The following is a 26,453-nucleotide window of genomic DNA, read 5'->3' on the forward strand; positions in this document are numbered from 1 at the left end:
CTATACTGTTTGTGCCGGATGGCGATGCGTAAAGAACACAATTGTTCACGTCTGCGTCGATTCACCCCTGACAAAGGACGAAACCCATTCCTATCTGGCTGGTTGAGGGGCGAAAGGTCCGGTGCACATCCGGTGGTCGGACCGAGCAACGCCTGCTCTTGATGCGTTGGAGGGTAGCCATATGGCTTTGAAATCACTTGCGGTCATGTCGCCTGAACAGGGACTGTCCCGCTATCTGACGGAAATCCGCAAGTTTCCGATGCTGACCAAGGACGAGGAATTCATGCTCGCCAAGCGCTGGTCCGAGCACGAAGATCCCGAAGCGGCGCACCGCCTTGTGACCTCACACCTGCGCCTGGTGGCCAAGATCGCCATGGGCTATCGCGGCTATGGCCTGCCCATCGGCGAAGTGATCTCCGAGGGCAATGTCGGCCTGATGCAGGCGGTCAAGAAATTCGATCCCGACAAGGGCTTCCGCCTGGCCACCTACGCCATGTGGTGGATCCGCGCCTCGATCCAGGAATACATCCTGCGCTCCTGGTCGCTGGTGAAGATGGGCACCACCGCCGCCCAGAAGAAGCTGTTCTTCAACCTGCGCAAGGCCAAGAGCCAGATCTCCGCCTTCGAGGAAGGCGACCTGCGTCCCGAGCACGTCACCAAGATCGCCACCGATCTCGGCGTGCCCGAAGAAGACGTGATCAACATGAACCGGCGCCTGACGGGCGATGCGTCCCTGAACTCGCCCCTGCGCTCCGACAGCGAAAGCGAGTGGCAGGACTGGCTGACCGACGACACCCAGGTGTCCCAGGAAACCCGCCTGGCCGACACCGAGGAGCACTCCCTGCGCATGGGTCTGCTTCAGGAGGCCATGGAGGAGCTGACGGATCGCGAGAAGCACATCCTGACCGAACGCCGACTCAAGGATGACCCCGTCACCCTCGAGGAGCTCGCCGGCCAGTACGGCGTCAGCCGCGAGCGCGTGCGCCAGATCGAGGTGCGCGCCTTCGAAAAGCTGCAGAAAGCCATGCGCGCTGCGGCTACAGAGCGAAATCTGGAAGCCGTCTAGAGCGCAACGCGCAAATAATATCGAGGCGCTGGCTCCAGCGCCTCGATAGCGGCTCGCCTCGAAGGCGGAAACCTAGAACTTGAAGATCGTCTCCAGCCGCACGCGCGGCAGCGAACGGCGATCCGTCTCCACCGGACGGGCCGGATCGGTCTGGGGATCGGACAGGGAGGCGGCGGCGCCGACCCGAAGACGCGGGTTCAGGCGGTAATAGGCGCCCGCCTGCACGTCGCTCCAGTCCGCCTCGCGGCCGACCGGCTGGCTGAGGTTCAGGTCGAGGCCCCAGCGGCCGTCCTCGTTCCAGCGCAGGCCGCGCCGGGGCGCTTCCTGTCCGGAAACCAGATCATTGCGGACGGTGGGGGAAGCCTGAACGGCGGCGCGGGCGGACTCGCGAGTCTGCGCCGAGGCGGTGGACGCCGTCGTCGCCAGGGCTGCAACAGCAGCCATCGCAAGAATGAGTCCCTGGACCCGCATCACTCGTTTCCGCCTTCAACCCAGCCTGGACCGTTGTTCGTCCTTCGCCGACCGGTCGGTGTGACCGATACCGGCAGCATCGATTAGACATGGTCTCACAGCCCGGTCAACGCAATGCGATGGCTTGGACAAGGTTCCGTGACGGGTTCCCCGCGGCCTGTGGCTCGCGCAACACGGGAGTTCCCGCATCAGAATGCGCAGGGCCGCTTGTCAGCGCGGCGGTTCGCCATGCTATAGACGGTTTGGCGGTCCGTGGGGGCGCGGCGCCGGTCGTCCGGTCGTGCGCGCCCGGGCGGGACGGCAATCATTTGACGGAGTTTCCCATGGCCATCACTCGTGGCGCGTCGATCGCCCTGATCGCCTGCAGCGTCGCCCTGGCGAGCTGCGGCAGCCTGAACCCCCTTTCGCGCGGCGACAACGCGGCCTCGGCAGGGACGGAACAGGGCATCGGGGTGAACAGCTTCCTCTGGCGCGCCTCACTGGACACCCTGTCCTTCATGCCGCTGATCACCGCCGACCCGTGGGGCGGTGTGATCAACTATGACTGGCACACCCCGGCCGCATCGCCGAACGAGCGCTTCAAGGCCACGGTGTTCATCCTGGACACGCGCCTGCGCGCCGACGCCCTGAACGTCACCGTGACCCGCGAGATTCGCAACGAGGCAGGCCAGTGGATCGCCCAGCCGGTGAATCCCCAGACCGAAACGGACCTGGAGAACGCCATCCTGACGCGGGCGCGACAGCTGAACCTCGCCTACGCCGGCTGATCGCCGGAGTCAGACTGACCCCATGACGCGATACGATCCCCGGACGGCCGAACCCCGCCAGCGTGCGCGCTGGGAGGCGGCGAAAGCCTTTGTAACCCCGACCGGCGAGACCGGGCGGCCGAAATACTACGTGCTGGAGATGTTCCCCTACCCCAGCGGGAACATCCACATGGGCCACGCCCGTAACTATGTGATGGGCGACGTGGTGGCCCGTCACAAGCGGGCCCAGGGGTTCGACGTGCTGCACCCCATGGGCTGGGACGCCTTCGGCATGCCGGCCGAGAACGCGGCTATGGAGCGCGGCGTGCATCCGGGCGACTGGACGTGGTCCAACATCGCCGCCATGCGCGACCAGCTGAAGCTGCTGGGCCTGTCGCTGGACTGGAGCCGCGAGTTCGCCACCTGCGACCCGGCCTATTACGGCAAGCAGCAGGCGTGGTTCATCGAGCTGCTGAAGCGCGGCCTGGTCTATCGCAAGGAAGGCGTCGTCAACTGGGATCCGGTGGACAACACCGTGCTGGCCAACGAGCAGGTGATCGACGGCCGCGGCTGGCGTTCTGGCGCCGAGGTCGAGAAGAAGAAGCTGACCCAGTGGTTCCTGCGGATCACCGACTACGCCGATGATCTGGTGGAAGGGCTCGCCTCGCTGGACCGCTGGCCCGAGAAGGTCAGGCTGATGCAGGCCAACTGGATCGGCCGCTCCACCGGCGCCCGGGTGACCTGGCCCCTGAAGGGCGATGTCCCGTCCGGCTTCGAGAGCGTCGAGGTGTTCACCACCCGGCCCGACACCCTGTACGGCGCGTCCTTCGTGGGCCTGGCCCCCGATCATCCGCTGTCGGCCGCCATAGCCCAGCGTAGCTCCGAGGCCGCCGCCTTCATCGCCGAGTGCAAGAAGGGCGGCGCCAGCCAGGCCGAGATCGATCAGGCCGAGAAGATCGGCTTCGACACCGGCCTGACCGCCATCCATCCGCTGGATCCCACGCGCACGGTCCCGGTGTGGATCGCCAATTTCATCCTGTCGGAGTACGGCACCGGCGCCATTTTCGCCTGCCCGGCCCACGACCAGCGGGATCTGGATTTCGCCCGCAAATACGATCTGCCGGTCATCCCGGTGGTGCGCCCCGACGGCGCCGGCGAGGACTTCGCCGTGGCGGACGAGGCCTATGTGGGCCCGGGCCGCATCTTCAACTCGGCCGATCTGGACGGGCTGGACGTGGAGGCCGCCAAAAAGGCGGCGGTGGCGCGCATCGAGGCGGCCGGGCTGGGCGAAGGCGCCACGGTCTACCGCCTGCGGGACTGGGGCGTGTCGCGCCAGCGCTACTGGGGCTGTCCCATCCCCATCATTCACTGCGAGGCGTGTGGACCGGTCCCGGTTCCGGCCGACCAGTTGCCGGTCGAGCTGCCGAAGGACGTGACCTTCGACGTGCCGGGCAATCCGCTGGATCGCCACCCCACGTGGAAGCACGTCAAATGCCCCTCGTGCGGCGCGGACGCCCGGCGCGAGACAGACACCCTGGACACCTTCGTGGACAGCTCGTGGTATTTCGCGCGCTTCACCGATCCCACGGCCGACGCGCCCATCGACAAGGCGGCGGCGAATCGCTGGCTGCCGGTGGACCAGTACATCGGCGGGGTCGAGCACGCGATCCTGCACCTGCTGTACGCCCGCTTCATCACCCGGGCCCTGTCGGATGCAGGCCTGATGGAGGTGAAGGAGCCGTTCGCCGGACTGTTCACCCAGGGCATGGTGGTCCACGAGACCTACAAGGCGGCCGACGGCAAGTGGGTCGAACCCACCGACGTGGAGATCGTCGCCGATGGCGACCGACGCACCGCCACCCGCCGCTCCACCGGCGAAACCCTGACCATCGGCGACATCGAGAAGATGTCCAAGTCCAAGAAGAACGTGGTCGCCCCCGAGGAGATTCTGGAGGCCTACGGCGTGGATGCCGGGCGTCTGTTCGTGCTGTCCGACAGCCCGCCCGAGCGCGACGTTCAGTGGACCACCGGCGGCGTCGAGGGCGCCAGCCGCTTCGTGCAGCGGGTCTGGACCGAGTTTGACGGCTTCGACCCCGCGAAGACGGGCGACGCCAGGCTGGACGAGGCCCTGCGCCGCGAGACCCACAAGGCCATCAAGGCGGTCAGCGAGGGGGTCGAGGGCTTCCGCTTCAACGCCGCCATCGCCAAGCTGTACGCCTTCGTGGCCGTCATCCGCGCCCATGCGGAGGCGGGCGGCGAGGCCCGGCGCGAGGCCCTGTCGGCGCTCGCACGGCTGATCGCGCCCTTCACCCCGCACCTGGCCGAGGAATGCTGGGCCCGTCTGGGTCAGGACGGCATGGTTCTGGACGCGCCCTGGCCGGACTACGATCCGGCGCTGGTTACGGACGACGAACTGACCCTGCCCATCCAGATCAACGGCAAGCGTCGCGGCGAAGTGGTCATGCCCCGCGGCGCGCCCGAGGATCAGGTGCGCGAGGCGGCTCTGGCGAACCCGGCGGTTCAGGCCTACCTTGTCTCGGTCAGCCAGTCCGTCCGAAAGGTCATCGTTGTGCCCGACCGCATCATCAATCTGGTGGCCGGATGATTCGTCTGGCCCGCATCGGCGCCGCCGTCGGCGCCCTGATGATGCTGGCCGCCTGCGGCTTCACGCCCCTGTATGCCGAGCCCGGCGTATCGCCGACCTTGTCGCGCATCTCGGTCTCGGTTCCCGACACCCGGGCGGGCTACGAACTGCGTCAGGCGCTGGAGGACGAACTGGCCTGGGATCGCGGCCAGACGCCCCTGTGGCGGCTGCAGACCGACGTGGAGCAGCGCCGCGGCGCCCTGGGCCGCCGGGTGGACGACACGGTCTCGCGTTATGAACTGGTTATGGTCGTGCGTTACCAGCTGACCCCTGTCTCCGGCGGAGAAGTCATCACCGACGCGGTGACGGCAACCGTCACCTACGCCGCCGCCGATCAGGCCTACGCCGCCATCGCCGCCCAGCGCGACGGCGAACAACGCGCCGTGGCCGAGGCCGCGCGCCTGATCCGGCTGGATCTGTCACGCGCCCTGGCCGAACTGAACCGGCCTTAGGAGGCCGCTCCACCGTCCGAGGAGGAAGAGCTCCATGTCTCTGAACCGACGCACCCTGCTGGCCGCCGCCGTTCTGCTGGCGCCCGGCGCCGCCCTGGCCCGAACACGGACCATCACCGTCTACAAGACGCCGACGTGCGGTTGTTGCGACGGCTGGGTTGAACACCTTCGGCGCGCGGGCTTTGAAACCACCGTCGAGACCCTGGATGACCTGTCCCCCGTCCGCCGCCGTCACGGCCTGCCGGACCGGCTGATGTCGTGCCATTCGGGTGTGGCGGACGGCTATATTTTCGAGGGTCATATCCCGGCGGCCGACGTCATCCGTCTGCTGGCCGAGCGTCCCCGCGCGGTGGGACTGGCCGTTCCCGGCATGCCCCTGGGCTCTCCGGGCATGGAGGTTCCCGGCCGGCCGGGGCAACCCTATGAAACTCTGCTGGTGCTGAACGGGGGCGCCACGCGGGTCTTTGCTCGTCACAACCAGGGCTGAAGACCTATGGAGCCGGGCACGGCGGGACTGATGCTGGTTCTGCCGCTCACAGGGGCCGGACTGGCGGCGGGCCTCGGCGCGGCTGTTCTGACCGCCCGCCTGGACGAAACCGGACCGGGGCGCGCTTCGCCCATCCTCATGACCGGCCTCGCGGTTCTCGGCGCGGCGGTCGGCGTGTGGTCCCTCCTTGGCCCGGCCCCCATCGTCGTCACCGCCCTGCTGGGCTGGAGCCTGCTGCTGATCGCGGCCGTGGATGCGCGGCATTTCTGGCTGCCGGACTGGCTGACCCTGCCGCTGCTGGCGGGCGGTCTGGCGGCGACGGCGCTGTTCGACCGGCCCGCCCTGATCGACCACCTGATCGGCGCGGCGGCCGGCTTCGCCGTGCTGTGGGGGATTGCGGCGCTGTACCGCCGGACGCGAGGGCGGGAGGGACTGGGCGGCGGCGATTTCCGCCTGCTGGCGGCGGCGGGGGCCTGGACCGGATGGATGGGCCTGCCCAGCGTGCTGCTGTGGGCGTCCGTGGCCGGCCTCAGTCTGGTTCTGGCGCGTCTGGTGCTGAAACAGCCGGTGTCGGCCGAGGACCGCCTGCCCTTCGGCGTCTTCCTGGCGCTGGGGATCTGGATGACCTGGCTCTACGGGCCGCTGGGCCTGTAGGCGGCGAAGCCGTCCAGCGGGATGCGCTCGCCCGAGGCGTCGCGCACCGTCACCGCGCGCAGCCGCGCCGCGTCGTCGCCCGCCAGCATCAGGGCGAGCGGATTGACCGAAACGCTCAGGTCCCCCAGCGGCATGACGCCCGCCCGCGCCCCGATCACCCGGCCGGCCCAGAACGGCCCCTCGACCCGCTCGGCGGACAGGCCCAGATCGTCTGCCCCCGCCGTGCCCAGCACCAGACGCAGCGGCGTCAGCACCGCCAGCATGAGCGCCAGCGACACGGCGAAGACGAGGATCAGGGTCAGCCGGCTCACGGCGCGACCGTCCCCTGCGCCTGCAGGGTGGCGTCAGCGTTTTCCAGCACGCTGAGACTGGCGATGGTCAGCCCGGCCCGCTCCAGAGCGGCGACCCAGCCGAACAGGCGGGCGGTCTCGGCGGACTCCACGGCGAAGCTGACGCCCCCGCCCTCGGCGGTCACCTGAACCGCGACGCCAGCATCGGCCGCGCTATTGGTCAGCAGGGCTTCGATGTCCGCGGGAATCCGCGCGACGGCGCCGGATGGATCGATCCCCGCCGCCGCCGAGGCCAGGGCGTGGGTCTGAACGGCGGTGTCCAGCCGGTCAGCGGCGCCCGCCTTCCAGGCCAGCAGGGGCGCCAGGATCAGGAACCACGCCAGCACCAGCACCAGCACGCCGCCCAGAACGCCCAGCATCACATGCTCGCGGGCGGTGCGACCGTCCCACCAGGCCCGGGCGGCTTTCACATGGTCGTTGAAGGCGGTCATGCGGCGGCTCCGATGATCACGTCGCTGACCATGCGGCCGTCCTCCTCAAGGGTGGTCTCGTCTGTCAGGCCGAGACCCGAGGCGGCGAGGGCGGCGTCCAGCGCCTCCAGATCGCCATAGGCGCCGTAGGAGACGGTGGCCCGCACCTGGCCGTCGTCATAGACCGACAGGGCGTCCAGCTCGGTCCCCTGGACCTGCTCAACGGCGGCGAACAGGGCGGCGGTCACGCCCGAGACGCCGCCGGACGCGGCCGTAGCGTTCAGCCGCCGTTGCGCCTCCGCCGCCGGATCGGCGTCCGGCGCCATGTCGGGGAAAGCCGCGCGCAGCATGGCCGTGCTCTCGCTGTTCAGCGCCCACGCCGCCAGATCGTCCCGCGCCGCCGCCACGCCCAGCAGCAGCAGGGGCGAGAGGACCAGCAGGCCAGCCATCACCGCCGCGCGGCGCCAGGCGCCAGGGCCCTCGGCGGCGGTGCGGGTGCGGCCGATCAGATTGACCGGCGGGTTCAGGGCGGCCTGAACCAGCATGGCCTCCACGTCCTCGGCCCGCTCCACCGGGATCACGAGGCGGTCGCCCGCGATCAGGGGCGCCAGATCCGGCTCCACCGTCACCGACAGGTCGATGCCCCGCAGGGCGGTCATGGGACCGAAGCCCACGGAGGTCAGGTTCTCGCCCTGCTGCGGCGGCGCGACGGTCAGGTGATCCGGCACGATCACGTCCGGGGTCACGCCCAGCGACTCGGCATAGGCGATCCAGGCGTCCACCAGCGCAGCATTGGCCACGGCCACGAGACGCTTTCCGTCCGTCTCGCGCCGCGGGCCCAGCGACACGCGCAGCCGGTCCGGCGGGGCGGCCAGATCGTCGCGCAGGGCCCACAGGGCGGCGGCCCGGCCCTGCGCCTCGTTGCGTCCGGGCAGCTCAAGCCAGCGCACCATGACATCGGCGCCGGGCGCCACCACCACGGTGCGCATGGCGGGAGGCGGAGCGCCGGCGCGGTCGGGGGTCAGCAGACCCCGCTGCAGCACGCGGCCGTCGCGGTCCACCGCCAGCCAGGGCGAGGGCTGGTCCGCCGAGGGCGCCAGCAGAAGAAGTCGGGTCAGGGTCATTCGTCGGTTGTCCATCGGCGCGCCACGGTGCGGACCGCCCCGCCGGGGACGGCCTCGATCAGGGCGCTCATGACCGCCTCGGCGCCGCCGTGGGCGACCCGGGCGTCGAGGGCGAAGAAGCGGGTGAAGACGCCGGCCTGATCATAGGCGGCGTTGGAGGGAGTGAGTCCGGCCAGGGCCGGCTGGTCCCAGAAGGCGGCGGTGTCGCTCCAGCCGCCGGGGGGGCGCGCCGCGATCACGCGCCGGGCGGCGCAGTCCGAAAGCCGCCCGTCGGTCATCATGACCAGCAGCACGGCCTGATCCGGCGTCAGGGTGTTCACATTGATGGCGGTGACGCCCGTCACCGGCAGGGCGCACAGATGGGGGCGGAGGCGGGCGTAGTCCTCCGCCGACACCCCCCGCACGGCGCGCAGTTCGCTGACTTCGGACAGCAAGGTCCCGCCGGTGCGGTAGGGGGTCGCCTGACCGGCGTAGGCGCCGTCCTCGCCGCCCAGCGGCTCGGACCGGCTGTCGGTGTCGATCCAGTCCACCAGCCCGTCGGCCATGGCCCGCGCCCGCGCCTCGGCCACGCCGACCGCGCGGGACAGAGCCAGGAACTGGCGGACGCCGTCGTCATTGCGGGCCAGCGCCTCGTCCTGACCGGTCACGACGCTGTTCAGGTTGAAGCACGCCTGCCCGTCACGCACGGTCACACGGATCGCCCCGCCCTCATCGACCGGGAAGTCGAAGGTGCGGCCGTTCCATTCGGGCTCCAGCGGCGTGCGGCTGCTGTTCTGGTCCATCAGCCGCCGCACCTGGCTCCGCGCCAGGGTTTCGGCGCCCAGGCCGTACCACTGGGCCTGATCCATGGCCGACGCGTTGGTGGCGCGGCGCACGGAGAAGCGGATGTCGTCCAGCATGACCACGGACAAGGCCGCCATCACCGCCACCAGCAGCAGGACGGTCAGAAGGGCCATGCCCTCGCGCTCGCGACGGGAGGGCTTCATGCATCCGCCCCCGCCACCAGAAACAGCTGGCTGACCGGTCCGTAGCCGTCCAGTGTGAGGTCGATGCGCACCGCGTCCGGCAGGGGTCGGTTCCGGGTCGGACGCCAATCGGCGATGGGGTCGCCGTCGAGGATGGCCGTGACCTGGGCGGTCTCCACATTCTCCAGCAGCACCTGCGGCTCGGCCGGCCGGGCGCCGTCCAGCCGCTCGCGCACCCGGCGCTCGAGCCGTCCGTCGATCAGCCGGTAGTCCACCCGCTGCATGGAGGCTCGCTGCGCCTCGCCGGGATTGATCCAGCCGCGGCGGGTGACGGCGAACAAGGCCTCACCGCCCAGCTCGAACGCCGCCTGGGGCGCCCCGTCAGCGCCGCGCACCCGCCGGGGCGCCGCCTGACCCAGGTCGGCCCGCATCAGGGCGCGGGTGCGCTGGAAGGCGGCGGTGCGCTCGCTGGCGTCCCGCACGGCCAGACGGTTGTCGATGGCGAAGGACAGCAGTCCCACCCCCGCCGAGGCGATCATGGCGAAGATGGCCAGGGCGACCAGAACCTCGACCAGGGTGAAGCCCGCGCGTCGGGTCATTGCACGCTCCGGAACACGGCCAGGTCGGCGGCGTGCTCGCCGCCATCGGTGACCGACACGTCGATGCGCAGGATGCCGGGGTCCTGGGTGGCGGTGACGGTGCGGGTCCAGCGCCAGTCGCGCCCGGCCAGCTGCACCTGCCCGTCCTGCATTCCCTGCGACGGCGGATCACGGGCGATCACGGCCTCCACCGCCACGTTCTCGGCCACCACGGCGCCGAAGGTGCGGGTCTCGGCGCGCACGGCCGAGCGCACGCCCTCGCCCATGAGGTTCAGCAAGGCCAGGGCCGCCAGGCTGAACACGCCCAGGGCCACCACCATCTCGATCAGGCTGAACCCCGGCCGCTCAGTCATTCACGCGCACCTCGCCGGATCCGTCGACGGTCACGCTCACAGCGCCTTCGCCGCGCGACAGGGCGACGGTCAGGGGGTCGGCCATGCCGGTAGGGTCGAAGGCCGTGCGGGCCGTCTCACGCGGCAGGGTGACATGCACGTCCTCGCCCCAGTCGGCGCGGCGGAACAGACCGTCTTCCAGCGGCCCCCATTCTCCGCCCGCGAACATCTCGAAGGCGTAGCCGCGCGCGTCGGCCGTCACTGCCACCGGGCGGCCGGTCAGGATCGCCTCTTCCCGCGCCCGCACCAGACGGGCGGCGAAGACCTCGGCCTGCTGGCCCACCGGCGGGCGGGGATCGGGCAGGGTCATGACCACGGCCCCTGCAGCCAGGCCGATCAGGGCCGTGACCACCATCACCTCGACCAGGGTGAAGCCCGGTCGGCGGTCCCGGTCAGCGCCAGTTGGAGATGTCGGCGTCATTGCCCTCGCCCCCTTCCTGGCCATCGGCGCCCAGGGAGATGATCTCGAAGGGCCGGTTGTCGCGGCCCGGCTGGCGATATTGATAGGGATTGCCCCACGGATCGTCGGGCAGGCGGCGCACATAGCCGCCTTGGCGATAGCGCTCGGGACGGGTCAGGCTGGCGGGCGGTGCGACCAGGGCCTGAAGGCCGTCCTCGGTGCGGGGGAAGGTCAGGTTGTCCAGGCGATAGGTCTCCACCGCCTGCTCCAGCACGGCGATGTCGGCCCCGGCCTTCTCGACCAGGGCGCGGTCCTGGGCGGGCAGGACGTTGATGACCACCACCGTGGCCAGCAGGCCGATGATGACCACAACCACCATGACCTCGACCAGGGTGAAGCCGGCGCGCTTGCGGCGACGGGCGGTTTGGGCTTGTTCGGGCTTGGACATGATACGCTCGCTTATCCGAGGGCCAGGGTGTTGATCTGAAGAATGGGCAGCAGGATCGACAGCACGATCACGGCGACGATCCCGCCCATGACCACGATGATGGCCGGCTCCAGCAGGCTCAGCATCACGGCGGTGAAGGTGGCGAACTCGCGCTCAAGGTAATCAGCGGCGCGTTCCAGCATGGGCTCCAGCCGCCCGCTGCTTTCGCCCGAGGCGGTCATGTAGACGAGGATGGGCGGAAAGACCTCGGCCCGGCGCATGGCGGCCGACAGCCCGCCGCCCTCGCGCACGGACTCGGCCATGGACTCGGTGGCGGCGCGCAGCACACGGTTGGAGACGGTGCGCGCGGTGATGGTCAGGCCCTCCAGAACCGGCAGGCCGGCCGCGATCATGGTGGACAGGGTCCGGGCCATGCGCGCCCCGTGCAGGTCGCGCATCAGCCGCCCGATCACCGGCAGCTTCAGCATCAGCCCGTCCACCTTCAGGCGGAAGGCGGGCTGGCGCAGGCCCGCCGCGAACAGCACGCCTCCCGCCACCAGAAGGATCAGCACCAGCCAGCCCCAGTCGGTGATCAGGCTGGAGATCGCGATCACCACCCGCGTCAGCAGGGGCAGGGTCTGGTTCATGCTGGTGAACTGCTCCACCACCCGGGGCACCACGAAGGCCATCAGGGCGGCGATGACGCCGATGGCCACCACCGCCAGCACGATGGGATAGACCAGGGCGGTGATGACCTTGCCGCGCACCTGTTGTTCGCGCTCCAGCAGATCGGCCATGCGTTCGAGGATCGGACCCAGGGCGCCCGAGCTTTCGCCCGCCGACACCATGGCCCGGTACAGGGGCGGGAAGGCCGGGCCCTGACGCTGCATGGCCTCGGACAGGCGGAAGCCTTCCAGCACCCCGGTGTGCACGCCCATCAGCACCCGGCGCACGGCGGGCCGCTCGCTCTGCAGGGCGATGGTGCGCACCGCCTCCTCCACCGGCGAGACGGCGACCAAGGTCGCCAGCTGGCGGGTGGTCAGGGCCAGGGTCTTGGAGCCCAGACGACCCCCGCCCGCTTTGGTTTCACGGTTGGGCCGGGCCGATGAAACAGACAGCTCCAGCGGCATCAGGCGGCGGCGATCCAGCACATTGCGCGCGGCCGCCTCGTCCGGCGCGCTGACCACGCCCTTCAGGGTCCGGCCTTTCGGGTCTACCGCCACATAGTCAAACGCGGCCATCAGTCGGGGTCCTCGACCGACTGGCGGGTGACGCGGACCGATTCCTCCACCGTGGTCACGCCCTCGAGCACCAGGGTCCGAGCGCGGCCCGAGAGGCTGGACTTCTTGCCGAGGGCTGCGGTGGTGATGGCCTCCTCACCCGCTTCCTCGGCGATCAGGCGGCGCACGGCGTCGGTGACGCGGATGGTCTCATAGATGCCGACGCGGCCCTGATAGCCGGTCTGGTTGCAGTGGGCGCAGCCGGCGGCGCGCCAGATGGTCTTGCCTTCCTTGATCCCCGCCAATTTGGCGGTGGCCTTGTCGGCCGGCTCGGGGCGGCGGCAGTCGGGGCACAGGCGGCGCACCAGCCGCTGGGCCACGATCAGGCGCAGTGTGGAAGCCAGCAGGAACGGCTCGATGCCCATGTCGCGCAGGCGGGTCACGGCGCCCGCCGCATCGTTGGTGTGGACGGTGGACAGCACCAGGTGCCCGGTCAGGGCGGCCTGCACCGCGATCTGGGCGGTCTCCACGTCGCGGATTTCGCCGACCATGACCACGTCCGGGTCCTGACGCAGGATGGCGCGCAGGCCCGCCGCGAAGGTCATGCCGACCTTGGTGTTGACCTGGGTCTGTCCGACGCCGTCGATGGCGTATTCCACCGGGTCCTCGACGGTGAGGATGTTGCGGCTGGCGTCGTTCAGCACCGACAGCCCAGCGTACAGGCTGGTGGTCTTGCCCGAACCGGTTGGGCCGGTGACCAGAATCACGCCGTTGGGCTCGGCCAGGGCCTGGCTGAAGGCCTCCAGCGTGTGCTCATCCATGCCGAGCTCGATCAGACTCAGCCCCGCCTGATCCTTGTCCAGGATGCGCAGCACCACCCGTTCGCCGGCCCGCGACGGCAGGGTCGAGACCCGCACGTCAAGCGTCTTGCCGCCCAGGGCCAGGGGGATCCGCCCGTCCTGGGGCACGCGCTTTTCGGCGATGTCCAGCCGCGCCATGACCTTGATGCGCGACACCAGCAGCGGGGTGATGCGGCTGTTCAGGCGCAGGGCCTCATGCAGCACCCCGTCCACCCGCATGCGGATCAGCAGGGCCTGCTCATAGGGCTCGATGTGGATGTCCGAGGCCCCGGAGCGCACGGCCTCGGCGATCACGCCGTTGATCAGGCGGATCACCGGGGCGTCGTCGGTGACGTCCAGCAGGTCGGCGGCGGCGGGCATGTCGTCGATCAGCCCGTCCAGCCCCGAGGGCATGTCGAACTCGCCCGGCTCGCCGCCCGAGAACGGGTCGTCGGCGTAGATTTCCGACAGGCGGCGGTCAAAGCCCGAGGCGGTCAGCCGCTCGATGCGCAGGGGCCGGCCCAGCGCGCGGCGCGCCTCCACAAGCGCCAGCGGATCGGCGCCGTCCCGCACCCCGACCAGCGCCGTCTCGCCCGCATCCAGCAGCACCACCCCATGCCGCTTGGCGAAGGCGTAGGGCAGGGTCGGATTGATCAGGGTGATCATGGATCAACCCTCGGGCGGCGGCAGGGGCGCGCCTTCAACCGGGCCGGGAGCCATGCCGGCGGGCGAGATCACCTCGCCGCCCGCAACCGGTGCGGCGGGGCGATAGCCGCCCATGTAGTCGCGGATCAGCATGTCCAGCGACGGCTCCACGGTCGGATCGCGGTCGATCTGGCGCCCCCGCATGTAGTCCCAGCGCTCGGCGCCCACGCGGGCGGCGTCGCCGGGGCTGCGGATGATGGTGGGCCGGATGAAGACCATCAGATTCGTCTGGCCGCGCTCGCGGGCCGTGGAGCGGAACAGGGCGCCGATCACCGGAATGTCGCCCAGGCCCGGCACGCTCTGGACCGACAGCCGCTCGTTCTGGTCCAGCAGGCCGCCCAGCACGGCGATCTGGCCGTCGTCCACCAGCACGGTGGTCTCGATCTCGCGCTTGTTCAGAACAAGATCGCTGGCCCCGGCGGTCAGCACCCCGTTGATGCTGGACACCTCCTGACGCAGGAACAGGGTGATGGCGCCGCCCGCATTGATCTGGGGCCGCACCTCCAGCTTGACGCCGATGTCCTGACGCTGGGTCGTGCGGAACGGATTGGTGTTGTTGGAGCCCAGCACTTCTCCGACCACCACCGGGACTTCCTGACCCACCAGGATGGTGGCTTCCTCGTTGTCGAGAGTCATCAGCGACGGGGTCGACAGCAGGTTCGAGCCCTCGTCGCTGCGCACGGCGTTGATGATGGCGCCGAACAACCCGTCCGAGCCGATGGTCCCGCCGCCCATGCCGATGACGCCGTTGGCGCCCAGCAGGGAGTTCAGCGCCGCCCCGCGCAGGTCCTCCAGCAGCGGATCGTCCTCGTCCAGTTCGCGCTCGCCGGCGATGCCGCCCAGAATGGGAAGGATGTTGGGTGAGGTGTTGGAGTAGTTGGTGGCGAGCAGGGGGTTGCCGTCCCGGCCGGCCAGCGCCCATTGCACGCCCAGCGCCCGGGCGGCGTCATCGGAGACCTCCACCACGATGGCTTCCACCAGCACCTGCTGACGACGGGTGTCCAACTGACGGATCACCTCGGACAGCATGCGCTGGGTTTCCGGCGCGGCGGCGATGACCAGGGCGTTGGCCCCGGGGAAGCGGGCGATGTTGGCGCGGGCGCCGGGCGTGGCGGCTGAGGCCGGAGCGGCGTTGTCGCCCTCGGCAGGCGCGCTGGCCGCCCCGTCCAGAGGCCGCGAGATCTGGCCGGTCATCTGTTGCAGGACGGGAAGGAGCTGTTCCGCGTCGGCGTGCTCCAGGAACACCACCCGCACGTCGTCGGCGGACTCGGCGCGGCGGTCCAGATCATCCACCAGCGGGCGGATGCGGGCCACGGCCGCCGGGTCGCCGCGCAGCACGATGGAGTTGGAGCTCTCCACCGGGACGACGCTGACCATGCCGGGCGAACCGCCGCCGGGGGGCGTCAGCACCTCGTTCACCACCCGGGCGATCTCGCGGGCCGAGGAGTTCCTCAGGGTGACCACCTCATAGGCGGAGCGGTCCACGTCGATCTGGCTGATCAAGCTGCGGATGCGGCGCAGGTTGTCGACGAAGTCCGCCACCACCAGGGTGTTGCCGCGCGGATTGGTCAGCACCTGGCCCTGCGCGCCCACCAGCGGACGCACCACCTCGGCGGCCGAGGCCGCGTCGATGTTGGCGATCTGGAACACCTCCGTGGCGAAGCGTTCGGAGCCCACGGTGGATGGCCCCTGTGCGGCGCCCTCGGCCGGGGACACGCGATAGGCTCCCGACCCGGTGGGCGACACCACCAGACCGTTGGCCCGCAGGGTGGACAGGAAGACCTCGAACAGTTCGGAGCGGCTCAGCGCCCGGTCGCTGGTCACCGTCACGGTCCCGGTCACGCGGGGATCGACGATGAAGGTGTGCCCGGTGGTGCGGGCGATGTCCTGGATAAAGGCGCGGATGTCCGCGCCCTGAACGTTCAGGGTCTGGCGCGGGCTGGATTGCGCGAGTGCGGGCGCGACGGCGCCCAGCGGGCCCGAGGCGCCGATCACGGCGGCGGCCACCATGGCCAGGATGCGGTTGGCGCCAGCGGTCATTGAGCGATCCTCAGGGTGGCGGCGCGGACTTCGCCGCCGCGTTCGTAGCGGATGTGGAGAGACTCGGCCCCCGCCAGCCCGGCGGCGATGCGCGGCAGGCTGGAAACGCTGTCCAGCGCCTGGCCGTTGACGGCCTGGATGACGTCGCCGGGTAGCAGGCCCGCCTCGGCGGCCGGTCCGGCGCCCGCCGGGGTGACGACGAAGCCGGTGATGCGCTCGTCCACCACATGGGGGGCGAGGACGCCGGAACTCAGGAGCTGCATGGGGTCGCCAGACGCGGCCGGGGTCGTCGGCGCGATGACCTGCTGACTCGAAGGCGGCGGCGGCGGCGGCGCAGCGCCGGCCGGGGCCTCGCTGAAGGCCAGGCGGGTGCGCGAGGCGCCGCGCGCCACCACGGCATGGTCGGACGCAACGCTCTCCAGCCTGAGACCCGGCTCGATCTCCTCGCCCACGGCGACCGAGACCTGACGGCCGTCGGACAGGCCGATGATGGCCGAGCCGCCCCCTGCCCCGCCCGCGCGCACGCCGAACAGGCGCAGCGAGCCGCTGTTGGCCGCCGTGGCCTCGGCCAGGCTGGACGGGGCGCCGGTGCGGAAGAAGCCGTCGATGCGGGCCAGGACGGAGACGTCCGGCGTGGCGGACGCGCGGGAAGGCGCGGCGCCGAATGGGCCGGCGGGGGTGACCACCATCCACAGAAGGGCGGCGGCCGGAAGAGCCAGCAGGCCCGCCAGCACGGCCTCGGTCAGACCCCGGGCGCCGCCCGGAACTGCGAACGCGGCCCCCGTGGGGAGCCGCGCCGCGTTGAGTCTGTCAATCAGTTGGAACACGGACGGTCGCCCCCGGGTCGCTTCGGCCGCTTGATTAGCGCGGCGAAGGGGCGCGAAGCCCGCTCGGGACGATGACGCAATGGCGACAATCGTGTGACGATCGCCGGGTTCACGGACGATCCAGCGGGGCGGCGAACCACCCCGCCGGCCTTCATCAGAAACTGGTGCTCAGGCTGATCGAGCCGGAGGCGCCCAGGTCGTAACGGTTGATGTCCACGCGCTGGCCCAGTTCCTGGTACTCCTGGAACTCGGTGTTCAATAGATTGCGCAGTTCCAGTCCAAAGCTGAAATCCCGTCCGAACGCCCCGAAGTCGCGGCGATAGACGAAGTCCAGCATGACGCCCGGCTCCTGGATCAGGTCCGGCTCGCCGGGGCGGCCGCGTGCGGACGACCGTTCCGAGGCGTAGTTGACCAGGATGGTCGCCTGGGAGCCGACGATGTCGTCCTCCCAACCGAACTGCAGGTTGGCCAGGTGCTCGGACTGACCCTGCAGACGCGCCCCGTCAGTGAAGAAGTTCGTCGCCGGTTGAGACGTGCCGTTGCCGGACAGGGGGAAGACCTCGTCATCCGCCCCGACCCGCAGTTCGGACTGGACATAGGTGTAGTTGGCCTGGACCAGCCAGCGCTTGCCGTCCCAGAAGGCGCCGGTCATGGGGCTGTCGAAGTACTTCTTCACGTCCAGCTCGATGCCCCAGAGCTCGGCGCCGGGAGCGTTCAGATAGGTCTGCTGGGTCACGGAACCGGTGTCGTTGATGACCGATTCCACCGGACGGTCGATGTCCTTGTAGAACAGGCCGGCGGTCACATACTGGTCGCGCTGGAAGTACCATTCATAGCGAAGGTCCAGGTTCAGCAGCTCGCTGTCTGTCAGGAACGGGTTGCCGATGAACAGGCGATCGCTGTCCGGGTCCAGGTACTGCTGCGGCGCCAGCTCACGGAACTGGGGCCGGCCGATGGTCTGGGAGGCGCCGAAACGGAACTGCATGTCCTCGGCGAAGTTCCAGGTGAGAGTCGCGGCCGGCAGCCAGTATTCGTTCTCCAGCACGGTCGGCTGGAACGGCGTGACGCCGCCGAACAGGTCGCGCGAGACGACGGTCTGCTCGGCTTCCTCGTAGCGCACGCCCACCGAGCCGCTGACCAGCGGCAGGATGTCCGCCTCGACCTGGGCGTAGGCCGCGTTGACGGTCAGCTCGGCGTCATAGGCCGCCGCGCCGCCGCCGCCGGTGGTCTCCACGAGCCGGATCAAGCCGGGGCCCTGGTTGAAGTCGGCGAAGAAGAAATCGACCCGCTGGCGCTGGAACTCGGGCGACAGGCCCGAGCCCTGGAACGAGAAGATGCGCTGCTCCGCCTCGCGGGTGTTCTCGTAGGTTTCCGCACCGACCGTAAAGGTCATGTCGCGCAAGTTGGACAGGGCCACATCGTAGCTCAGATCGATGCCGCCGCTGACCACGTCGTCGGTCAATTCGCTGAAGGACGTCGAGTTGCGCTGGCCTTCGTGGAAGGCCACGCCGTCATCACCGATGGAGTAACGGATGGTCTTCTCGTAGGGCGCATCCCGGGTCGAACGGGCCCAGGCGCCGCGCCAGTTCACGCCCAGGTCGCCGAAGGTGTGCTCACCGGCCAGCTGGGTGTTCAGCAGGGTGCGCACGTACCAGGCGGTGTAGTCATCGCGAACCAGATTGTTGCCCGGCGCGTCGAAGTCGAAGCCCTCGCGCGAGCGGGTCTCCTTGGTGGTGCGGCGCACATACAGGTTCGTCCACTGGATCAGGTGATCCGCGGTCTCGAAGCTGAGCCCCAGCAGGCCGTCCCAGCCGATGTTGTTGTCGGTGGACATGAAGTCGTACTGGCGGGTGGCCGACAAGGTGTCGACGTCCACGCGGCCTTCGCCCTGAACGCCGTTCTGGGTGCGCCACTCGTTGCTGTAGCCCAGCACGCCGATGACGCCGAAGCGGGCGCCGGAGTCCATGTCGAAGGAGCGGCCGGCCGAGACGTCGAAGCCGAAGTCCGGCTGGATGTTGTCTTCCATCTGCAGCAGGTTCAGCGGCGCGTTGACGAAATCCCAGCCGATGCGCTGGATCTCTTCGGCCGTGAAATTGGCGCCCTGGACCACCCGGTTGCCCGTGGCCATGGCGGCGCGAAGACGGCCCGGCAGGTCGCGGGTGCCGTCGTCGAAGCCGGTGAAGTCGCTGCGCGAACCGTAATAGATCAGGCCGTCCTGGAGGGTGGTCTCGGTGTTGCCGCCCATGCTGACGCCGAAGTTGAAGAACGGCACGTCAGGGGTGGCGACGGTGTACAGGTCGATGATGCCGCCGCCGAACTCGCCGGGATAGTTGGGCGAATAGGTTTTCTGCACGGCGACGCTGCGCAGGATAGAGGCCGGAAACAGATCCAGCGGCACGACCCGCTGCAGCGGCTCGGGGCTGGGCAGGGGCGAGCCGTTCAGGCGCGCCGCCGAATAGCGCTCGCCCAGGCCGCGGACGTAGACGAAGCGGTTTTCGGCCACGGTCAGGCCAGCGACGCGAACCAGGGCGTCGGCGGCGTTGGAGTCACCCGTGCGCTCCAGATCCTCGGCCGTGACGAAGGCCGAGATTTCGGAGGTCGCCCTCATGGGCTCGGGGATATAGCGGCCCAGCACGACGATCTCCTCGACCGAGGTGACTTCGGGCTGTTCGGTTTCGGCGACCTGGGCCAGCGCGACATGCGGCGCGGCCAGGGCCGTTGTGGCGAGCAGAAGCCCGCTCAGGGTGTGGATGATGCGGGTCATGGTCTTCTTGCGCCTTTGAGATGTCGACGAAACGGGAATGAGCGGCGGCCCGCGAAAGGCCGCCGCTCGTCTCCTTGGGCTCGGATCAGCAGGTCGAGCCGCTCTCCAGGCCGCAGGTCCAGCCCCGCCACCAGTTGTCGTTGCTGTCGCGGACGGCGCCGATGTAATCGACGTTCTGCAGGAAGGCGCTGACCGAGTTGACCGGCGTGGCGGTCACGGCGTTCTCGTTCGTGCCGTTGACGAAACCGTTCAGGGTCGAGGTTCCGTTGGCGGTGTTGTTCGACCCGGCGTTGAAGATGGCCGCGGCCTCGGCGGCCGTGACGTTGGTGTCGTCGCGGAAGGCGATCGGGCAGCTGAAGTGGATCGAGTTGAAAGTCGGGCCATTGGCCACCGTGGCGGCGTCGTCGATGTCCAGGCAGGCGGCCGACCCGGTCAGGACCGAGTTGTACATCTGCATGGAATGGCCGCTGTTCAGGATGATCGCGTCGCCGCCATTGGGGCGGCCGATGGCGGTCACGTTCGAGATGCGCGGACGGGTGAACAGGGCCTGGTTGCCGGCCGAGGACGATTCGAACATGCGGTCGCCGCCCGAAGCCCGCTGGCGGATGATCATGAACTGGGCCGAACCGCGATAGCCGGTGTCGGTGTCGAAGCTGTCATCGTCGTTGCCGGTCAGGACGACGTAGCGCAGGTTCACCGTGCCGCCGAACGGCTCGATGCCGTCGTCGGACGAGTTGTGGACCTGGATGTACTCCATCACGGTGCCGTTGCCGACGCCGGCCAGGGTGATGCCGTTCAGCTCGTTGCCGGGCAGCACTTCGAAGCCCGGGAACTGGACGCGCACATAGCGCAGGCGGCCCGAGTTGTCGGCCACGGTGTTGCCGCCGTAGAAGGCGCTGGTGCCTTCCACTTGGGCTTCACAGGCCAGGTTCGGCGGGGTCACGCCCCCGGGACAGGCGGCGATGGGCGCGCGGCCCAGGATGACCAGGCCGCCCCACTGTCCGATGGAGTCCGGACCGGAGGTGCCTTCGATGTTCTGGCGGCTGGTGAAGATGATCGGCGCCGTGGCGGTGCCTTCGGCGAAGATCTGCGAGCCGCGATTAACGACGATGAAGTCAGCGCCGCTGGAGCCGAAGATCGTCACGCCCGCCTCGATGGTCAGGGTGCCGTCCTGGGCGCCGGCGATCGGGGCGGCGGGGTTGGCGCCCTGGTCGTCGCCCACGTCCGTACGGCCGCCCAGCGAATAGATGGTGCCGGCGCGCAGCGGCACCACCAGGTTCCCGACGACCTTCGCGGGCAGCTGGCAGTTGCGCAGATTGTTGATGACGCCGACGTTGTCGAAGCCGGTCGGGCAGTCCGCCGCGGCTCCGGTTCCGCCGCCACCGCCACCGCCGCCGCCGCCGCCGCCGCCGGTTCCACCGCCGCCGAAGCCGCCCTCACCGGGCGAGGCCACCTCGGCCGAGCCGCAGGACGCCAGGGCGAGCGCAGCGGCGCCGGCCATAAGGATCTTGTAGGTACGTGACATGGGAGTCCCCTCGTTGCGCGTGAAAGCAGGCCCGCCGCGCACCATGCCGACGCCCCCGCAACTCGGAGCATGGGATTAGTGAAGGTTTGCAATGATCAGATGACAGTAATTTCGCCATATCTTGTCATGATCAGAACCCGGATCATTATTTATATTTCTGCTGTACTTATTCCGGCGTGTATCGAATTGAAAACACCGAGCCATTCCGTCGGTATTCAAGATCGACCGCGTGTCCGGCGGCGATGTCCGCCGCCAGCTCCTCCAGCCGTTCGGAACGATCAAAGGGCGTGCCGTTGATGCGCAGGATCACATCACCCGGTCTCAGCCGCGCGGCCGCCAGAACGCCGCCGTCGGTTCCCGGCCTCCACACATAGCCGTCGGCGCCGTTGGCGGAGACCGGCCGCAGGGCCGTGGCGTAGGTGGCGGGATCGGCAGCGCCCGGACCCGCTGTGGCCTGGCCCGCCGCGGCCTGACCCGTCGCGGCCATGACGGGTTGCGCCGGGCCGGGGTTCGCTGCGGGCGGCGCCGCCGGGAAGTCGAGCCGTGTCCGGGTCCGGCCATGGCCCAGCACCACATGATCCGTGGCCACGGCGGCCAGTACGACGCCCTCGCTGACCGTCTCGCCGACGCGGACGGCCTTCTGCACGCCGTCCGGCCCGGCAATGATCGCGCCGGCCCGTGCGCCCGCGCGCACGGCGTAGAGAGTGTGCGGCGTCAGGGGGGCGGCATCGCCCACAGTTCCGAAGAAGGGGTCGTCCCCGGGGTGCGCATGCGCCGCAGGCGCCGGCCCGATCGTCAGGGCCGCCGCCTCCGTCTGCCCTCGCCCTGCTCCGCCGAGCGTCCAGGCCCAGAGCACCGGCTGCAACGCCAGAAGCACGGCCAGAACGACCTCGGTCGCGGCTTGAGCCCGGCTGACGGGTCGACGAAACAGGGGCAGGGCGAACATGGCCGGAACCTAGTCCGGGATCATGACAGTCATGCGTGCACGGACGGGCCCAGGCTCCGCTTCGGCGGTCATCATATCAAAAGTTTTGGTCGCGATGCTGGGGTCCTGGAACTTGCCGGCCTGTCATGTCACTGCATCTCCGCCCCTTCACGCCCGCCGACGCCCCCGTCGTCGACGCCCTGCACAGCGCGGTGGACTGGCCCGCGCGCTCTGCCGAGGGCTGGCGCTGGCTGGCCGCCAACCCGGCGCGCCCTGCCGACTTTCCCATCGGCTGGCTGGCGGAGGACGAGGCGGGACGCGCCGCCTTCGTGGGCCAGTTTCCACAGCGGTTCTGGATCGGCGACCAGCCGGTCCTGGGCGTCTCCGGCTATTCCATCATCGTGCCGCCGGAACTGAAGGGCGTGGCGGGACGTCTCATCCGCAGGATCATGAACCGGACGGACGTGGCGCTGTTCTACACCCTGAACGCCAACGCCCTGTCGGCGCCGCTCTACCGTCGGCATGGTCTGTCCCCCTGGCCGGAGGGCGCCCATGCGTTGAAGCTGACATGGATGATCGATCCGATGGCCGCCGCCGGCGCCGGGGTCATCCGCAGGCTGGCGCCGGATCTCAGCGGCAGGCCCGGTCCCGAACGTCTGATGAACCGCCGTCTCGGCCGAAACCCGGCGCTGAGATTGCCCCCGCAGGTGACCCCCCTGGACGGGTTCGATGACGACTGGAGTCTGTTCTGGTCCCGACTCAGATCCGAAGGCCGCGTGCTCGCCGACCGCAGCGCCGAAACCCTGCGCTGGAGATTGGGCGAGCCGGACGGAACCCTGCCGCCCATCCTGCTGGCCTACCGCCGGGACGGCGCTGTCACCGGCTGGCTGTTGGCGCAGATGGCCAAGATGAGCCGCCTGGAGCCGCCGGTCCTGGACATCATCGACCTTGTCACCCTGAAGGACGAGCCTGATGCGGCCGGCGTCCTGACCGGCGCACTGATCGCCAATGCGCGGCGTCTGGGCGCGGCCAAGGTGCGGCTCCAGGTGGTCTCGCCGGACATGCTGGAGGCCCTCGGGCCGTTGGCGCGCCGCGCCCGTCGCGAGGGCGGCTGGGGCCATGGCCACGCCCGCTTCGCCCCCGAACATGCCGCGCGGATGCGGGCGGGCTGGTCGCCGACTCCCTTCGACGGCGACTACAGCTTCTGCCTGCGCCCGGTCCCTGCGGCCTGAATCCGGATCAGACTCTGGGCCGCGCCTTCAGTTCGTCGCGAATCTCGGCCAGCAGCGCCTCGGTGGGCGTGGGCGCCGGGGGCGTCTCGGGCGTCGGCTCGGCCGCCTGCTTGCGCCGCATGCCGTTGATCCCCTTCACCAGCAGGAAGACCGCGAAGGCCACGATCACGAACTGAACCACGGTGTTGACGAAGGCCCCGTACTGGATCGCCACCTCCTCCACCGCCTCGGTGGCCGGGTTCTCCGGGACCAGCACCCACTTCAACTCGGCGAAATCGACGCCGCCGAACAGAAGGCCGACCGGCGGCATGATCACCCCGTTGACCAGGGCCTGGACGATGCCACTGAAGGCCGCCCCGATGATGATGCCGACGGCCAGATCCACCACATTGCCGCGAACGGCGAACTCGCGGAATTCCTTGATGAGGCCCATGCCTTGCTCCTGCTTGCGACGCCTCAGCCGGGCGTCAGGTCGAGATGGAGAAACTGGTTGAAATCGGTCGCTTCATAGTCGCCGAAGGCCGGTCCGTTCCTGAACCCGCGCCGGCGGTACAGGTTCAGCGCCGGTTCGAACGCCTCGCCCGATCCGGTTTCCAGGCTCACGCACCTGCATTCCAGCTGCGCGGCCTCGGCGATCAGATGCTCCAGCATGGCGCGCCCGGCGCCGCGCCCGAGATGATCCGGATGGGTGCGCATGGACTTGATCTCGCCGACGCCGTCACGGCTGGTCTTGAGCGCGCCCATGGCCAGCAGGGTCTCGCCCTCCCACAGGGCGAACAGGGTGACCCCCGGCGCCTGGAGCCCCGACAGGTCCAGCGCATGCACGCTGTCAGGCGGCGACCACCGCCGCATGGCCTCCAGGTGAAGCCGCAGCAGATCCAGCAGGCGGAGATCTTCGAAATCGGCCGGGGCGATGCGCCAGCGGCTGTCCATGACGTATTCAGGCGTCGCCCGAGGCGTTGAGCCGCTCGCGAAGCTCCTTGCCGCTCTTGAAGAAGGGCACAGACTTGGCCGGCACCTCCACCGCCTCGCCCGTGCGCGGGTTGCGGCCCGCCCGGGCCGGCCGCGAACGCACCGAAAAAGCGCCGAAACCGCGCAGCTCAACCCGGCCTCCGCCGCTCATGGCGTCGATCATCCGGTCCAGCACGATGTTCACCACCCGCTCAACCTCCGCCTGGGTGAGGTGGGTGTTTTCCGCGGCCAGCTTTTCGATGAGCTGCGACTTGATCATCGGTGATCGGCCCCCGCCATGTGATGTTCCCGGCCCCCGGCGCGCGTCCGGGCGACATCTAAGCCCCGACCTTAGCCATCCTTGGCCCTGCGAATAAAGCCCCACACGCGATTCAGACGCGAATTCGTCCTTAATCTTCAATGGATGTGAAAAAGGCGGCCGGGTCGCCCCGGCCGCCTGATCCGTCTTCGATGGGGCGAAGGCCTACTCCTTGGAGCCGGCCTTCTCGCGCAGGGCCGCGCCCAGGATGTCACCCAGCGACGCGCCGGAGTCCGAGGACCCGAACTGATCGATGGCTTCCTTCTCGTCCTTCATCTCCAGCGCCTTGATCGACACCGAGACGCGGCGGGTGGCCTTGTCCACGGAGGTGATCATGGCGTCGGCGCGGTCACCCACGGCGTAGCGCTCGGGGCGCTGCTCGGCGCGGTCGCGCGACAGGTCGGACTTCCGGATGAAGGCCGAAACCGGGGTGTCATCCTCGCCGAACTTGACCTCGATGCCGCCGCTCTCGATCGCCGTCACGGTGACGGTGATCTGCTGACCCTTGCGGTAGGTGTCGCCTTCCATGGGGTCGCCGCCCAGTTGCTTGACGCCCAGGGAGACGCGCTCCTTCTCGATGTCCACGTCCAGCACCTTGGCCTTGATGGTCTCGCCCTTGTGGTAGCGCTGGATGGCTTCCTCGCCGGAGACGTTCCAGTCCAGATCGGACAGGTGCACCATGCCGTCGATGTCGTTGTCCAGGCCCACGAACAGGCCGAACTCGGTGGCGTTCTTGACTTCGCCCTCGACGGTCGAGCCGATCGGGTGGGCTTCGACGAAGGCTTCCCACGGGTTGTTCTGGGCCTGCTTCAGGCCCAGCGAGATGCGGCGCTTGGCGCTGTCCACGTCCAGGACGACCACATCCACTTCCTGCGAGGTGGAGACGATCTTGCCCGGATGGACGTTCTTCTTGGTCCAGGACATTTCCGAGACGTGCACCAGGCCCTCGACGCCGGCCTCCAGCTCCACGAAGGCTCCGTAGTCGGTGATGTTGGTGATGCGGCCCGTCATCTTGGCGCCGGCCGGGTACTTGGCCTCGACGCCTTCCCACGGGTCGGCCTGCAGCTGCTTCATGCCGAGGCTGATGCGCTGGGTGTCCGGGTTGATCTTGATGATCTGCACCTTGACCGTGTCGCCCACGGCCAGGACCTGCGACGGGTGGGACACGCGCTTCCAGCTCATGTCGGTGACGTGCAGCAGGCCGTCGATGCCGCCCAGATCCACGAACGCGCCGTAGTCGGTGATGTTCTTGACCACGCCGTCGCGGACTTCGCCCTCGGCCAGCTGGCCGACCAGCTCGGTGCGCTGCTCGGCGCGGGCTTCTTCCAGGATGGCGCGACGCGAGACGACGATGTTGCCGCGCGGACGGTCCATCTTCAGGATCGCGAAGGGCTGCTCCTTGCCCATCAGCGGGCCGACGTCGCGCACGGGACGGATGTCCACCTGCGAACCGGGCAGGAACGCCGAGGCGCCGCCCAGATCGACGGTGAAGCCGCCCTTCACGCGGCCGACGATGGCGCCCATGACCGGCTGCTCATCGGCGAACACGCCTTCCAGACGGGTCCAGGCTTCCTCGCGGCGGGCCTTGTCGCGGCTGATGACCGCTTCGCCCAGCGCGTTCTCGACGCGCTCCAGATAGACCTCGACGTTGTCGCCCACCTTGGGCAGGTCGGCGCCGTCGCCCTGGCCGAACTCGCGCATGGCGATGCGGCCTTCGGTCTTCAGGCCGACATCGACGATGACGATGTCCTTTTCGATGCCGACGACGCGGCCATGGACGACCTGGCCTTCGCCGAGATCACGGCCGGAAAGCTGTTCGTCCAGAAGGGCGGCGAAATCGTCGCGGGTGGGGGTGAGTGTGTCGGTCATGAGGTTGGTGTTGTTTCTGAAAAAGAGTTTGGCGCGCGAACGGAATCCGC

At 69.3% G+C, this 26,453-nt stretch carries 27 protein-coding genes; 7 read left to right on the plus strand and 20 right to left on the minus strand.

Annotation, left to right across the window (positions count from 1 at the left end):
* Positions 1–181: 181 nt before the first annotated feature.
* On the plus strand, positions 182–1,066 hold the full coding sequence (rpoH, locus tag IWC96_RS11855) for an RNA polymerase sigma factor RpoH (RefSeq protein WP_196838998.1): 885 nt from the start codon (positions 182–184) through the stop codon (positions 1,064–1,066).
* Positions 1,067–1,138: 72 nt separating this feature from the next.
* On the opposite strand, the gene IWC96_RS11860 is transcribed toward rpoH, so the two are convergent.
* Positions 1,139–1,510: an NtrZ family periplasmic regulatory protein gene (locus IWC96_RS11860; RefSeq protein ID WP_021697206.1), complete on the minus strand. Its 372-nt coding sequence runs from the start codon at positions 1,508–1,510 to the stop codon at positions 1,139–1,141.
* A 350-nt stretch (positions 1,511–1,860) separates the two neighbouring features.
* Here IWC96_RS11860 and IWC96_RS11865 point away from each other — a divergent pair, with 350 nt between their 5' ends.
* The 5 genes from IWC96_RS11865 to IWC96_RS11885 are packed head-to-tail and all read left to right on the plus strand — an operon-like array spanning position 1,861 to position 6,520.
* Entirely contained in the window at positions 1,861–2,304 is a 444-nt protein-coding gene (locus IWC96_RS11865; protein ID WP_021697205.1) for a DUF3576 domain-containing protein, read from the plus strand.
* 22 nt (positions 2,305–2,326) lie between these two features.
* Positions 2,327–4,888, plus strand: a complete 2,562-nt coding sequence (leuS, locus tag IWC96_RS11870; RefSeq protein WP_021697204.1) for a leucine--tRNA ligase — start codon at positions 2,327–2,329, stop codon at positions 4,886–4,888.
* Entirely contained in the window at positions 4,885–5,379 is a 495-nt protein-coding gene (lptE, locus tag IWC96_RS11875) for an LPS assembly lipoprotein LptE (protein WP_196838999.1), read from the plus strand. The genes leuS and lptE overlap by 4 nt, the downstream gene beginning before the upstream one ends.
* Before the next feature lie 34 nt (positions 5,380–5,413).
* Positions 5,414–5,866: a DUF411 domain-containing protein gene (locus tag IWC96_RS11880; protein WP_021697202.1), complete on the plus strand. Its 453-nt coding sequence runs from the start codon at positions 5,414–5,416 to the stop codon at positions 5,864–5,866.
* A gap of 30 nt (positions 5,867–5,896) precedes the next feature.
* Positions 5,897–6,520, plus strand: coding sequence for an A24 family peptidase (locus IWC96_RS11885; RefSeq protein WP_231379049.1), 624 nt, complete (start codon positions 5,897–5,899; stop codon positions 6,518–6,520).
* On the opposite strand, the gene IWC96_RS11890 is transcribed toward IWC96_RS11885, so the two are convergent.
* From IWC96_RS11890 to IWC96_RS11960, 15 genes are all read right to left on the minus strand, one after another.
* The gene (locus IWC96_RS11890) at positions 6,499–6,831 is read right to left on the minus strand and encodes a hypothetical protein (RefSeq protein ID WP_021697199.1); all 333 of its coding nucleotides are present in this window, start codon (positions 6,829–6,831) and stop codon (positions 6,499–6,501) included. The two genes, IWC96_RS11885 and IWC96_RS11890, sit on opposite strands and share 22 nt — an antisense overlap.
* Complete coding sequence (gene gspM / locus IWC96_RS11895) at positions 6,828–7,301, minus strand: type II secretion system protein GspM (protein WP_021697198.1); 474 nt, start codon at positions 7,299–7,301, stop codon at positions 6,828–6,830. Before gspM ends, IWC96_RS11890 begins: the two co-directional genes overlap by 4 nt.
* Positions 7,298–8,404 (minus strand): type II secretion system protein GspL, encoded by a 1,107-nt coding sequence (gene gspL / locus IWC96_RS11900; RefSeq protein WP_021697197.1) that lies wholly within the window; start codon positions 8,402–8,404, stop codon positions 7,298–7,300. Before gspL ends, gspM begins: the two co-directional genes overlap by 4 nt.
* On the minus strand, positions 8,401–9,390 hold the full coding sequence (gspK, locus tag IWC96_RS11905) for a type II secretion system minor pseudopilin GspK (protein ID WP_021697196.1): 990 nt from the start codon (positions 9,388–9,390) through the stop codon (positions 8,401–8,403). Before gspK ends, gspL begins: the two co-directional genes overlap by 4 nt.
* Complete coding sequence (gene gspJ / locus IWC96_RS11910) at positions 9,387–9,968, minus strand: type II secretion system minor pseudopilin GspJ (protein ID WP_021697195.1); 582 nt, start codon at positions 9,966–9,968, stop codon at positions 9,387–9,389. Before gspJ ends, gspK begins: the two co-directional genes overlap by 4 nt.
* Positions 9,965–10,321, minus strand: a complete 357-nt coding sequence (gene gspI / locus IWC96_RS11915; protein WP_021697194.1) for a type II secretion system minor pseudopilin GspI — start codon at positions 10,319–10,321, stop codon at positions 9,965–9,967. The genes gspJ and gspI overlap by 4 nt, the downstream gene beginning before the upstream one ends.
* Positions 10,314–10,781 carry a GspH/FimT family pseudopilin gene (locus tag IWC96_RS11920; RefSeq protein WP_045318981.1) on the minus strand — a complete coding sequence of 156 codons (468 nt, stop codon included), beginning with the start codon at positions 10,779–10,781 and terminating at the stop codon, positions 10,314–10,316. Before IWC96_RS11920 ends, gspI begins: the two co-directional genes overlap by 8 nt.
* Entirely contained in the window at positions 10,753–11,208 is a 456-nt protein-coding gene (gspG, locus tag IWC96_RS11925; protein ID WP_021697192.1) for a type II secretion system major pseudopilin GspG, read from the minus strand. The genes IWC96_RS11920 and gspG overlap by 29 nt, the downstream gene beginning before the upstream one ends.
* An 11-nt stretch (positions 11,209–11,219) precedes the next feature.
* The gene (gene gspF, locus IWC96_RS11930; RefSeq protein WP_021697191.1) at positions 11,220–12,428 is read right to left on the minus strand and encodes a type II secretion system inner membrane protein GspF; all 1,209 of its coding nucleotides are present in this window, start codon (positions 12,426–12,428) and stop codon (positions 11,220–11,222) included.
* The gene (gspE, locus tag IWC96_RS11935; RefSeq protein WP_021697190.1) at positions 12,428–13,912 is read right to left on the minus strand and encodes a type II secretion system ATPase GspE; all 1,485 of its coding nucleotides are present in this window, start codon (positions 13,910–13,912) and stop codon (positions 12,428–12,430) included. Before gspE ends, gspF begins: the two co-directional genes overlap by 1 nt.
* Before the next feature lie 3 nt (positions 13,913–13,915).
* Positions 13,916–15,991 carry a type II secretion system secretin GspD gene (gspD, locus tag IWC96_RS11940; RefSeq protein ID WP_196839001.1) on the minus strand — a complete coding sequence of 692 codons (2,076 nt, stop codon included), beginning with the start codon at positions 15,989–15,991 and terminating at the stop codon, positions 13,916–13,918.
* Positions 15,988–16,818, minus strand: coding sequence for a type II secretion system protein N (locus IWC96_RS11945; protein WP_052516759.1), 831 nt, complete (start codon positions 16,816–16,818; stop codon positions 15,988–15,990). Before IWC96_RS11945 ends, gspD begins: the two co-directional genes overlap by 4 nt.
* A 154-nt stretch (positions 16,819–16,972) precedes the next feature.
* The gene (locus IWC96_RS11950; protein WP_196839002.1) at positions 16,973–19,582 is read right to left on the minus strand and encodes a TonB-dependent receptor domain-containing protein; all 2,610 of its coding nucleotides are present in this window, start codon (positions 19,580–19,582) and stop codon (positions 16,973–16,975) included.
* 85 nt (positions 19,583–19,667) lie between these two features.
* On the minus strand, positions 19,668–21,107 hold the full coding sequence (locus IWC96_RS11955; RefSeq protein WP_196839003.1) for a hypothetical protein: 1,440 nt from the start codon (positions 21,105–21,107) through the stop codon (positions 19,668–19,670).
* Positions 21,108–21,273: 166 nt separating this feature from the next.
* The gene (locus IWC96_RS11960) at positions 21,274–22,053 is read right to left on the minus strand and encodes a type II secretion system protein N (RefSeq protein ID WP_021697184.1); all 780 of its coding nucleotides are present in this window, start codon (positions 22,051–22,053) and stop codon (positions 21,274–21,276) included.
* 125 nt (positions 22,054–22,178) lie between these two features.
* Here IWC96_RS11960 and IWC96_RS11965 point away from each other — a divergent pair, with 125 nt between their 5' ends.
* Positions 22,179–23,264, plus strand: coding sequence for a GNAT family N-acetyltransferase (locus IWC96_RS11965; RefSeq protein ID WP_021697183.1), 1,086 nt, complete (start codon positions 22,179–22,181; stop codon positions 23,262–23,264).
* Positions 23,265–23,271: 7 nt separating this feature from the next.
* Here the strand turns inward: IWC96_RS11965 and mscL are convergent, their stop codons facing one another.
* The 4 genes from mscL to rpsA all read right to left on the minus strand — a co-directional run bounded on the left by mscL (position 23,272) and on the right by rpsA (position 26,403).
* On the minus strand, positions 23,272–23,697 hold the full coding sequence (gene mscL, locus IWC96_RS11970; RefSeq protein WP_021697182.1) for a large-conductance mechanosensitive channel protein MscL: 426 nt from the start codon (positions 23,695–23,697) through the stop codon (positions 23,272–23,274).
* A gap of 23 nt (positions 23,698–23,720) precedes the next feature.
* The gene (locus IWC96_RS11975) at positions 23,721–24,197 is read right to left on the minus strand and encodes a GNAT family N-acetyltransferase (protein WP_021697181.1); all 477 of its coding nucleotides are present in this window, start codon (positions 24,195–24,197) and stop codon (positions 23,721–23,723) included.
* Positions 24,198–24,204: 7 nt separating this feature from the next.
* On the minus strand, positions 24,205–24,495 hold the full coding sequence (locus tag IWC96_RS11980) for an integration host factor subunit beta (protein WP_021697180.1): 291 nt from the start codon (positions 24,493–24,495) through the stop codon (positions 24,205–24,207).
* 204 nt (positions 24,496–24,699) lie between these two features.
* On the minus strand, positions 24,700–26,403 hold the full coding sequence (gene rpsA / locus IWC96_RS11985) for a 30S ribosomal protein S1 (protein ID WP_045318979.1): 1,704 nt from the start codon (positions 26,401–26,403) through the stop codon (positions 24,700–24,702).
* Between the last annotated feature and the right edge of the window lie 50 nt (positions 26,404–26,453).

The sequence above is a fragment of the Brevundimonas sp. BAL450 genome, assembly GCF_015767455.1.
GTDB lineage: Bacteria > Pseudomonadota > Alphaproteobacteria > Caulobacterales > Caulobacteraceae > Brevundimonas > Brevundimonas abyssalis.

Bases quoted from the DNA above. Each gene is read 5' to 3' on its own strand.
- rpoH (WP_196838998.1), top strand. From the start codon at position 182: ATGGCTTTGAAATCACTTGCGGTCATGTCGCCTGAACAGGGACTGTCC.
- IWC96_RS11860 (WP_021697206.1), bottom strand. From the start codon at position 1,510: ATGGCTGCTGTTGCAGCCCTGGCGACGACGGCGTCCACCGCCTCGGCG.
- IWC96_RS11865 (WP_021697205.1), top strand. From the start codon at position 1,861: ATGGCCATCACTCGTGGCGCGTCGATCGCCCTGATCGCCTGCAGCGTC.
- leuS (WP_021697204.1), top strand. From the start codon at position 2,327: ATGACGCGATACGATCCCCGGACGGCCGAACCCCGCCAGCGTGCGCGC.
- lptE (WP_196838999.1), top strand. From the start codon at position 4,885: ATGATTCGTCTGGCCCGCATCGGCGCCGCCGTCGGCGCCCTGATGATG.
- IWC96_RS11880 (WP_021697202.1), top strand. From the start codon at position 5,414: ATGTCTCTGAACCGACGCACCCTGCTGGCCGCCGCCGTTCTGCTGGCG.
- IWC96_RS11885 (WP_231379049.1), top strand. From the start codon at position 5,897: ATGCTGGTTCTGCCGCTCACAGGGGCCGGACTGGCGGCGGGCCTCGGC.
- gspM (WP_021697198.1), bottom strand. From the start codon at position 7,301: ATGACCGCCTTCAACGACCATGTGAAAGCCGCCCGGGCCTGGTGGGAC.
- gspL (WP_021697197.1), bottom strand. From the start codon at position 8,404: ATGACCCTGACCCGACTTCTTCTGCTGGCGCCCTCGGCGGACCAGCCC.
- gspK (WP_021697196.1), bottom strand. From the start codon at position 9,390: ATGAAGCCCTCCCGTCGCGAGCGCGAGGGCATGGCCCTTCTGACCGTC.
- gspJ (WP_021697195.1), bottom strand. From the start codon at position 9,968: ATGACCCGACGCGCGGGCTTCACCCTGGTCGAGGTTCTGGTCGCCCTG.
- gspI (WP_021697194.1), bottom strand. From the start codon at position 10,321: ATGACTGAGCGGCCGGGGTTCAGCCTGATCGAGATGGTGGTGGCCCTG.
- IWC96_RS11920 (WP_045318981.1), bottom strand. From the start codon at position 10,781: ATGACGCCGACATCTCCAACTGGCGCTGACCGGGACCGCCGACCGGGC.
- gspG (WP_021697192.1), bottom strand. From the start codon at position 11,208: ATGTCCAAGCCCGAACAAGCCCAAACCGCCCGTCGCCGCAAGCGCGCC.
- gspF (WP_021697191.1), bottom strand. From the start codon at position 12,428: ATGGCCGCGTTTGACTATGTGGCGGTAGACCCGAAAGGCCGGACCCTG.
- gspE (WP_021697190.1), bottom strand. From the start codon at position 13,912: ATGATCACCCTGATCAATCCGACCCTGCCCTACGCCTTCGCCAAGCGG.
- gspD (WP_196839001.1), bottom strand. From the start codon at position 15,991: ATGACCGCTGGCGCCAACCGCATCCTGGCCATGGTGGCCGCCGCCGTG.
- IWC96_RS11950 (WP_196839002.1), bottom strand. From the start codon at position 19,582: ATGACCCGCATCATCCACACCCTGAGCGGGCTTCTGCTCGCCACAACG.
- IWC96_RS11955 (WP_196839003.1), bottom strand. From the start codon at position 21,107: ATGTCACGTACCTACAAGATCCTTATGGCCGGCGCCGCTGCGCTCGCC.
- IWC96_RS11960 (WP_021697184.1), bottom strand. From the start codon at position 22,053: ATGTTCGCCCTGCCCCTGTTTCGTCGACCCGTCAGCCGGGCTCAAGCC.
- IWC96_RS11965 (WP_021697183.1), top strand. From the start codon at position 22,179: ATGTCACTGCATCTCCGCCCCTTCACGCCCGCCGACGCCCCCGTCGTC.
- mscL (WP_021697182.1), bottom strand. From the start codon at position 23,697: ATGGGCCTCATCAAGGAATTCCGCGAGTTCGCCGTTCGCGGCAATGTG.
- IWC96_RS11975 (WP_021697181.1), bottom strand. From the start codon at position 24,197: ATGGACAGCCGCTGGCGCATCGCCCCGGCCGATTTCGAAGATCTCCGC.
- IWC96_RS11980 (WP_021697180.1), bottom strand. From the start codon at position 24,495: ATGATCAAGTCGCAGCTCATCGAAAAGCTGGCCGCGGAAAACACCCAC.
- rpsA (WP_045318979.1), bottom strand. From the start codon at position 26,403: ATGACCGACACACTCACCCCCACCCGCGACGATTTCGCCGCCCTTCTG.